This is a genomic window from Arsenophonus endosymbiont of Apis mellifera (assembly GCF_903968575.1).
Lineage (GTDB): Bacteria > Pseudomonadota > Gammaproteobacteria > Enterobacterales > Enterobacteriaceae > Arsenophonus > Arsenophonus apicola.
This window is the reverse complement of sequence record NZ_CAJCFU010000044.1, coordinates 1-6,079: the sequence shown is the minus strand read 5'-3', so window position 1 is coordinate 6,079 and position 6,079 is coordinate 1. Positions and strand designations below refer to the sequence as shown.

Annotated in this window: 11 protein-coding genes; 6 read left to right on the top strand and 5 right to left on the bottom strand. The window is 36.7% G+C overall.

The window, feature by feature from the left end; all coding sequences use genetic code 11:
• The 4 genes from H1X92_RS05840 to H1X92_RS05825 all read right to left on the bottom strand — a co-directional run.
• Window positions 1-632 (bottom strand): replication protein (locus H1X92_RS05840; RefSeq protein ID WP_180559269.1); only part of this gene is annotated, 632 nt, incomplete at its 3' end.
• Window positions 607-780 (bottom strand): hypothetical protein, encoded by a 174-nt coding sequence (locus tag H1X92_RS05835; RefSeq protein ID WP_180559268.1) that lies wholly within the window; start codon window positions 778-780, stop codon window positions 607-609. The genes H1X92_RS05840 and H1X92_RS05835, both read right to left, overlap by 26 nt.
• A gap of 93 nt (window positions 781-873) precedes the next feature.
• On the bottom strand, window positions 874-1,149 hold the full coding sequence (locus tag H1X92_RS05830) for a hypothetical protein (RefSeq protein ID WP_225507299.1): 276 nt from the start codon (window positions 1,147-1,149) through the stop codon (window positions 874-876).
• Window positions 1,150-1,324: 175 nt separating this feature from the next.
• Window positions 1,325-1,561 carry a transcriptional regulator gene (locus H1X92_RS05825; RefSeq protein ID WP_180559266.1) on the bottom strand — a complete coding sequence of 79 codons (237 nt, stop codon included), beginning with the start codon at window positions 1,559-1,561 and terminating at the stop codon, window positions 1,325-1,327.
• 168 nt (window positions 1,562-1,729) lie between these two features.
• Here H1X92_RS05825 and H1X92_RS05820 point away from each other — a divergent pair, with 168 nt between their 5' ends.
• Window positions 1,730-2,059 carry a helix-turn-helix domain-containing protein gene (locus H1X92_RS05820; RefSeq protein ID WP_233458132.1) on the top strand — a complete coding sequence of 110 codons (330 nt, stop codon included), beginning with the start codon at window positions 1,730-1,732 and terminating at the stop codon, window positions 2,057-2,059.
• A gap of 359 nt (window positions 2,060-2,418) precedes the next feature.
• Window positions 2,419-2,727, top strand: coding sequence for a hypothetical protein (locus H1X92_RS05815; protein ID WP_180559264.1), 309 nt, complete (start codon window positions 2,419-2,421; stop codon window positions 2,725-2,727).
• Between the two features lie 134 nt (window positions 2,728-2,861).
• Here the strand turns inward: H1X92_RS05815 and H1X92_RS05810 are convergent, their stop codons facing one another.
• Window positions 2,862-3,077 (bottom strand): transcriptional regulator, encoded by a 216-nt coding sequence (locus tag H1X92_RS05810; protein ID WP_180559263.1) that lies wholly within the window; start codon window positions 3,075-3,077, stop codon window positions 2,862-2,864.
• A 109-nt stretch (window positions 3,078-3,186) separates the two neighbouring features.
• Between H1X92_RS05810 and H1X92_RS05805 the strand changes: the two genes are divergently transcribed.
• From H1X92_RS05805 to H1X92_RS16220, 4 genes are all read left to right on the top strand, one after another.
• A complete protein-coding gene (locus H1X92_RS05805) occupies window positions 3,187-3,894 on the top strand; it encodes an XRE family transcriptional regulator (protein ID WP_180559262.1) in 708 nt (235 codons plus the stop codon).
• Between the two features lie 451 nt (window positions 3,895-4,345).
• Window positions 4,346-4,684: a hypothetical protein gene (locus H1X92_RS05800; protein WP_180559261.1), complete on the top strand. Its 339-nt coding sequence runs from the start codon at window positions 4,346-4,348 to the stop codon at window positions 4,682-4,684.
• Between the two features lie 424 nt (window positions 4,685-5,108).
• The gene (locus H1X92_RS05795; protein ID WP_180559260.1) at window positions 5,109-5,630 is read left to right on the top strand and encodes a hypothetical protein; all 522 of its coding nucleotides are present in this window, start codon (window positions 5,109-5,111) and stop codon (window positions 5,628-5,630) included.
• A gap of 294 nt (window positions 5,631-5,924) precedes the next feature.
• Window positions 5,925-6,079, top strand: a 155-nt coding sequence (locus tag H1X92_RS16220) for a pentapeptide repeat-containing protein (protein WP_180559259.1), incomplete at its 3' end; no start/stop codon positions are given.

Below are 6,079 nucleotides of genomic sequence, written 5' to 3'. Positions count from 1 at the left end.
CGCTTGGGATTGGCTTCAACAGCGTGGGGTAGTCTGTCACCCACTTCCTCGTTGTAGGCAACCAGATAATCGTTGTAATTCAGTGTTTGGGGTTTTCGCTTTTCAGGTCTAGCCAATTCTTCCCCTTTCACCTCGTGAGGGGTAAGGGGTGTATTATTATATTTTATATCTTTTGTAATATTATCTTTTGTGTTTGACTGTTTCGGTAAAACCCTTTTTACTGTTTCGGTAAAACTTTTCTTTACCGTTTTAGTAAAGCTTTTACTGTTTCGGTAAATATCCGTTTCCCACTCAGATAACTTCTTGTTAATACCAACTTTTCTCCCTACCTGAACAAGGATTTTCATCTTGATAAGTTGATTCTTAGCGGTAGAGCATTTTGTCGAATCTATTTTTGTCATCTTTTCGAACTGAGTATTACTAATCCAGTCCAACTCCTTGTGATAACCATAGGTTTTTCTCCATACAGCTAACACAATATTTAATTGATGCTTTGTTAAATTAGCTAACATGATTGCATCAAGAATATCATCCGGTATTTGGGTATACCCATTTTCAATCTCAGCCACGGCATTCTCCCTGACTTCCTTTTTAACTCTGTAATCATCAAGACTGGTGACTGTTGCAGCCATTTTTAACTCCTTGTAACTTTCTGAATTCTGCTACAAACCGATGTGCGAAACGCTTATTTTTTGAAGCAGCAACCAATAGCCCATCAGGACTATCTGGATGGGCTTTTTCTTCATAATTTTTATTGATAAATCGGCGTTTATTTGCCATAATGACCTCGCTGAAATTGAAAGAAAAAAGGGAAAACTGCCGTTTCCCTTCTCCTTGAAAGGTAACCCAAACTTAAAGTTGGATATGATGTTTTCAGGCTCCATTGTTTTGTAACTCTGGAGCTTCTTTTTTTGGCAATCTCAAATGTTCCAGCATATCTATCAGCTTACGTATCTCTTCACCTGAGATATTTGTGATGACCACTCCCTGCGTCGATGAATTAGGCACACTCACCACATGCTTAGGCAAGCCGTATTCTGAAACTACCTGACAGGCTAATTTAAATATTCTGGTTTTATCCCGACTCGCTGTTGATGGGTGAATTCCTAGTGATTTGGCAAACCCGTTATTACCCCCTTCTGATGCCATCTTCTGGTAGAAGTAAGATTCTAGATGCTCTGGTTTGCAAGTGATTTTGATAGTATTTGAATATTCCATGGTTATAATCCTAAAGTAATAAAATTCCCTACCTCAATATTCCTATGAGGTTGTGGTGGCTCCAAGAAAGCCTAGAGCGAGTCAAAATGTTAAAGAACAGTGTTATTCAGAGAGTATTTTGCTTATCAGCAGGGATACCATCTGTTGGGTTTGGGTAAAGATCTGGACGAAGTTCATGGGGAAGAACCCCTGTAGCATAATGTATGGGAATTACCCTTTTTGCAGGAACTATACCTTGGTACTTAGTTCTCCAACTGCTAACAGCCATTCCAGAAACTCCGATCATTGCCCCAAGCTTTCTAACAGATCCTGCTTTTTTTATGGCAATTTCAAGCGCTGTCATGTAAATCTCCTTATTTAGGTAAATATAGTAAAGCATAGACTTACATATTAAGTCAATTTTTAATTTATTGATAATATAAAGTTAAAGTTTACAATGCTATTCATGAATACAAGAAAAATATCAGAATCTCCTTTAGTTCGGAGACTTACAGAATTAAATGATAGAGGCATGTCTAAATCTGAAATGGCTAAAATAGCAGGAGTAAGCAGACAAGCCGTAAATTCATGGTTCGTAAAGGGCAATATAAGTAGAAATTCAGCTATATCAATAGCTGAAGCTGCTGGCGTTTCCCTAGAATGGTTATATGGAGAAGAAGTTGATGAACGACAGGGATTACGCCAAAATGAAAAAGAACTATTAGATATTTTTAATCAATTACCTCTAAATGAACAAGAAACCATGATTTCTGCTTTTAAATTGAGGCTTAAAGAATTAGATAAATTTGTTGAAGAATATATTAAACGTAGAAATAAAGACGAAAATAATAGATTAAGCTAACCAAAGTAAAAATACCCTATCCTTTAAAGTAACCGTCATATTTTGGCGGTTTTTTTGTTTCTAAAACTCAATAATTAAATTTTAGATTGACATTTAAAGTAAATCTATGGTTTACTTTGTTCATCAACTCACTGCAACAGGCAAACGCCAGACAATACCACCAGTTATCTGAAACTTTGCCAGACGTTGCTAAGTAGCCAGCCTGAGGCATATGAACATGAAGGCAAGTGTAGTCATCAGTAACTAAGCATTATTGCTCTTTAACATCTTAGAAGGGATTCAGGCACTCTTGAATCAACCATCATTGAGTGAGTTTTGGTGTGGCTATATCACAGCTAAAACTTACTTTGGAGGTCAAAATGACACAGATTACCGTCATCAAACGGACTAACTACGCCCAACGTAGATATGAACGTAGAGCTGCATTTCTGGCTAAAAAACGTCAGGAAGCAGAACAAAAATGCCAAATCCGTTCTACAGAGCAAATCCTTGATTCCATATTCAACAAGCAGGATGACACCGTTAATACCATTGCATCACTCACTCTCAATCTAAAAGACAAAAAGCCTCAGCCTTCATTTGATAACTGTTGCTTACCGAATACTTATCTCTATTCTGCGAGAAGATACTCAAAAAACCGCAAATCAAATAGCATACAGACAAAATGATTTGATAGTCTTTGCAGCAATCTTATCCTACACTTAATTCCATAAGTTTCAGATAATAGTATTCCCTCCCGATGGGCTGGGAATTTATAAATCTCCCAATTTCAGGGAGGCCAGGTTGTTAAAGAGCGGTTAGTTTATTTCTTCATTGGGAATAGCATTGGTAAATCAGGCCAAAGTTCGTACGCCTTAATTAAGCCATCTGTAGCATTAACAATTGTCATTACTCTCTCAGGAGAGATTTTTTCACCTTTCAGCCATTTATGAACGGCTGGTTGACTGACACCACAGATTTCGGCTAATTTTCTTTGACCACCAACTATACCAATAGCTTTCTTAATAACAAGATTCATAAAAAATCCTTCAGAACCTCAAGCTATAACTATATATAAACCAAGTTATACAAAAAATCAATAACTTTGGTTCTTTGAAAAGAAATAACCGGAGTTATATAATATTTATATGAAAACTTTTGCCGAACGTTTAAAAGCTGCTCTTAACGGTGCTGGTATGTCACAAGAGCAATTAGCCAAAATAGTGGGAGTTTCACAACCTGCTATAGCCAAACTCATATCAGGAAAAGCTAAATCATCAAGAAAAGCATTTGATCTAGCTTTAGCATTAAAAATTAATCCGATATGGCTCATACATGGGCAAGGAAGTATGCATTCATCAGTAGATGATTCCAACATTCCTCCTGAAAACGAATGGATTAAAGTATCAACATGGGATAGTAAAGATCCCTTAGACAATGATGAGGTGGAAGTACCGTTTTTAAAAGATATTGAATTTGCTTGCGGTAATGGTTGTTTTAATGAAACTGATTATAATGGATTTAAATTAAGATTTGCTAAATCTACACTTAGACGAGTTAATGCTAATAGTGATGGAAGTGGTATAATTTGCTTTCCTATTAAAGGAAATAGCATGGAGCCATTAATTCCTGATGGCGCTACCGTATCCGTCAATTGCAACGATAAAATTATTATAGATGGAAAAGTATATGCTATAAATCAAGATGGTTGGAAAAGAGTAAAGCAATTGATAAGATCGTCTCAAAATGAAGTCATTATCAGGAGTTACAATCGAAATGAGTATCCTGATGAAGTGGCACCAATAGATTCAATAGATATAATTGGCAAAGTATTTTGGGTGGCTATGCTAATTTAATTATACCTACAAATCAAAATCCTCTTCATTGAGGATTTTTTTATTTATTCTCTTAAATATCTTCAAATAAAAAAAGTTATATAACTTATATCATAAAACTATTGACAGTATATATAACTATAGTTATTATTAACTTCATCAACTCACTGCAACAGGCAAATGCCAGACAATACCATGAGTTATCTGAAACTTTGCCAGACGTTGCCAAGTAGCCAGCCTGAGACATATGAACATGAAGGCAAGTGACGACAGTTAAGCAGTACCGCTCTTTAACACTCTTTCGCTGAAAAAGCGTAACCACAAAACACCCAAACAGTCGGTTTTGGGGTGTGTAAAATAACCAAAATACAGCCATAAAGTTGAAACCAACACCAGGATACTACCAATATGGCTGTAAATTTGACTGGTTAGCCCTATCACACACCACCAAAACTTATTGTCAGGAGGTAATATGTGTAACTTTCATGGTTATGATAATGCTCGTCGTCGTAGAAATGAGCGTAGAAGAGCCAGGCAAGCAGCTTATGAATATAACAAAGCACTTAATATGGCACTGAAAGCAGCCTTAAATCGAAGTAAACCCTCTCAGCAAAAAACACCAACAAACACTAAACGCCCTATCCTTTCACTAAAAAGAAAAGTGATTAATCGTGTAGAAAAAGCAATATCAATTCGTCCTACTAAAGTGTATGACACATTTAATAACTGCTGTCTTCCTATTGCAGCTTTGTATACTTCCAGACGGTTTAATAATAAACCTAAATCGTATTTCGGAATCACTGCTAATTGATAAATAACGGAAGAAGGAACGACTAAAATGACTTTTGCATTTCCGAGAATTTATAGCACAAATTATGCAACACAGAATGGAAAATTCTTTGCTCGGCGTGGCAACATATGGATACAGATTGAGCGATACCTTCCTTGTATTATTGGAACACTAAATGAACCACTTGAAGTCACGGCACATCGTTGGTTAAACGAACTTGAACAAGGAAATATTAAGGTTAAAAGGGCTATAGGGAGTACGGGAGGTATAAAAAATAGCTCGTATAAACTCACCAACGGTGAGCTTAGATGTGTCAATCCCATTGACTTAAATATCAATACCAACTGAATTCTTACCCAGTGAAAAAACCTAGACCTAACGGTTTTTTTATATTCTAACCCTAAATCAAATTTTGGAGTCACCGCTAACTGTTAAAGGTATCAAAATGATTTTGACGGTCGGTAAAAAAGCACTTCTCAGTGCAATGATTTTTCAGGCTAAATGTGATGTCAGATATTATCTAAACGGCATTTGTTTTGCCCCTGATAAAAAGCTGTATGCTGCTGACGGCTATCGAATTTTTATTGGCGAGCATGAGACTGAATCGCTATATGAAAGCGTGATAATTTCAATTAAAGGCGCAAAAGTTACTCGCTTTGACAAGGCACAAATTGATACCCGAAATGGAATTGTGACCTATCTTGATGAAGACGAGTTACGTGTTGGTGCAGCAATCTGTGAGGTTATTGACAGGAAATATCCGAACATAGAGCAAGTGATACCCAAGGAAAATAAACCTGTTTCAATCATTGGCTTCGATGCGCGTTATCTTGCAGACATACAGAAGGTAGCCAGGATTTATCAACTAAACGTAAATGATCAGAAATATTTTCTGTTTCAACAACATCTGGGTAATCGTACACCGCTAACTCAAGCAGTTCAAATTGTAAATTTCTATCGAAATTAGCTAATGAATCATTCATTACTCTACCTCTTGGTTGTTGTGAGAAACACCAAGTGTACCACTGCCGCCTGAGGTGGCTAAACATTCAGGCAATTAATCAATTTAAGGATGTGTGAATGCGGCTATGCGCTCGTGGGACAGTCAAGACTATAAATTATCTTATAATAGCTAAATATAGTTTGATTGCGTTTACCCGTCCGTGATGACTGTAATCGGACACCAAGAGGCACTTGGGCACACGTCCTAACTCATGCATAAGACCTAATTAGGTCTTTTTTTTCACCTGAAGGTAATTAAATGAATAACGATGAATTAAGAAAAATTCTTGATGAGCATAAATTTTGGGTAGATTCGATGGGCAAGAATGGTCGTAAAGCCAATCTAAGTGGTGCCAACTTAATTAGAGCAGACCTACAGGGAGCAGACCTATGGGGAGCTAATCTACGTGGAGC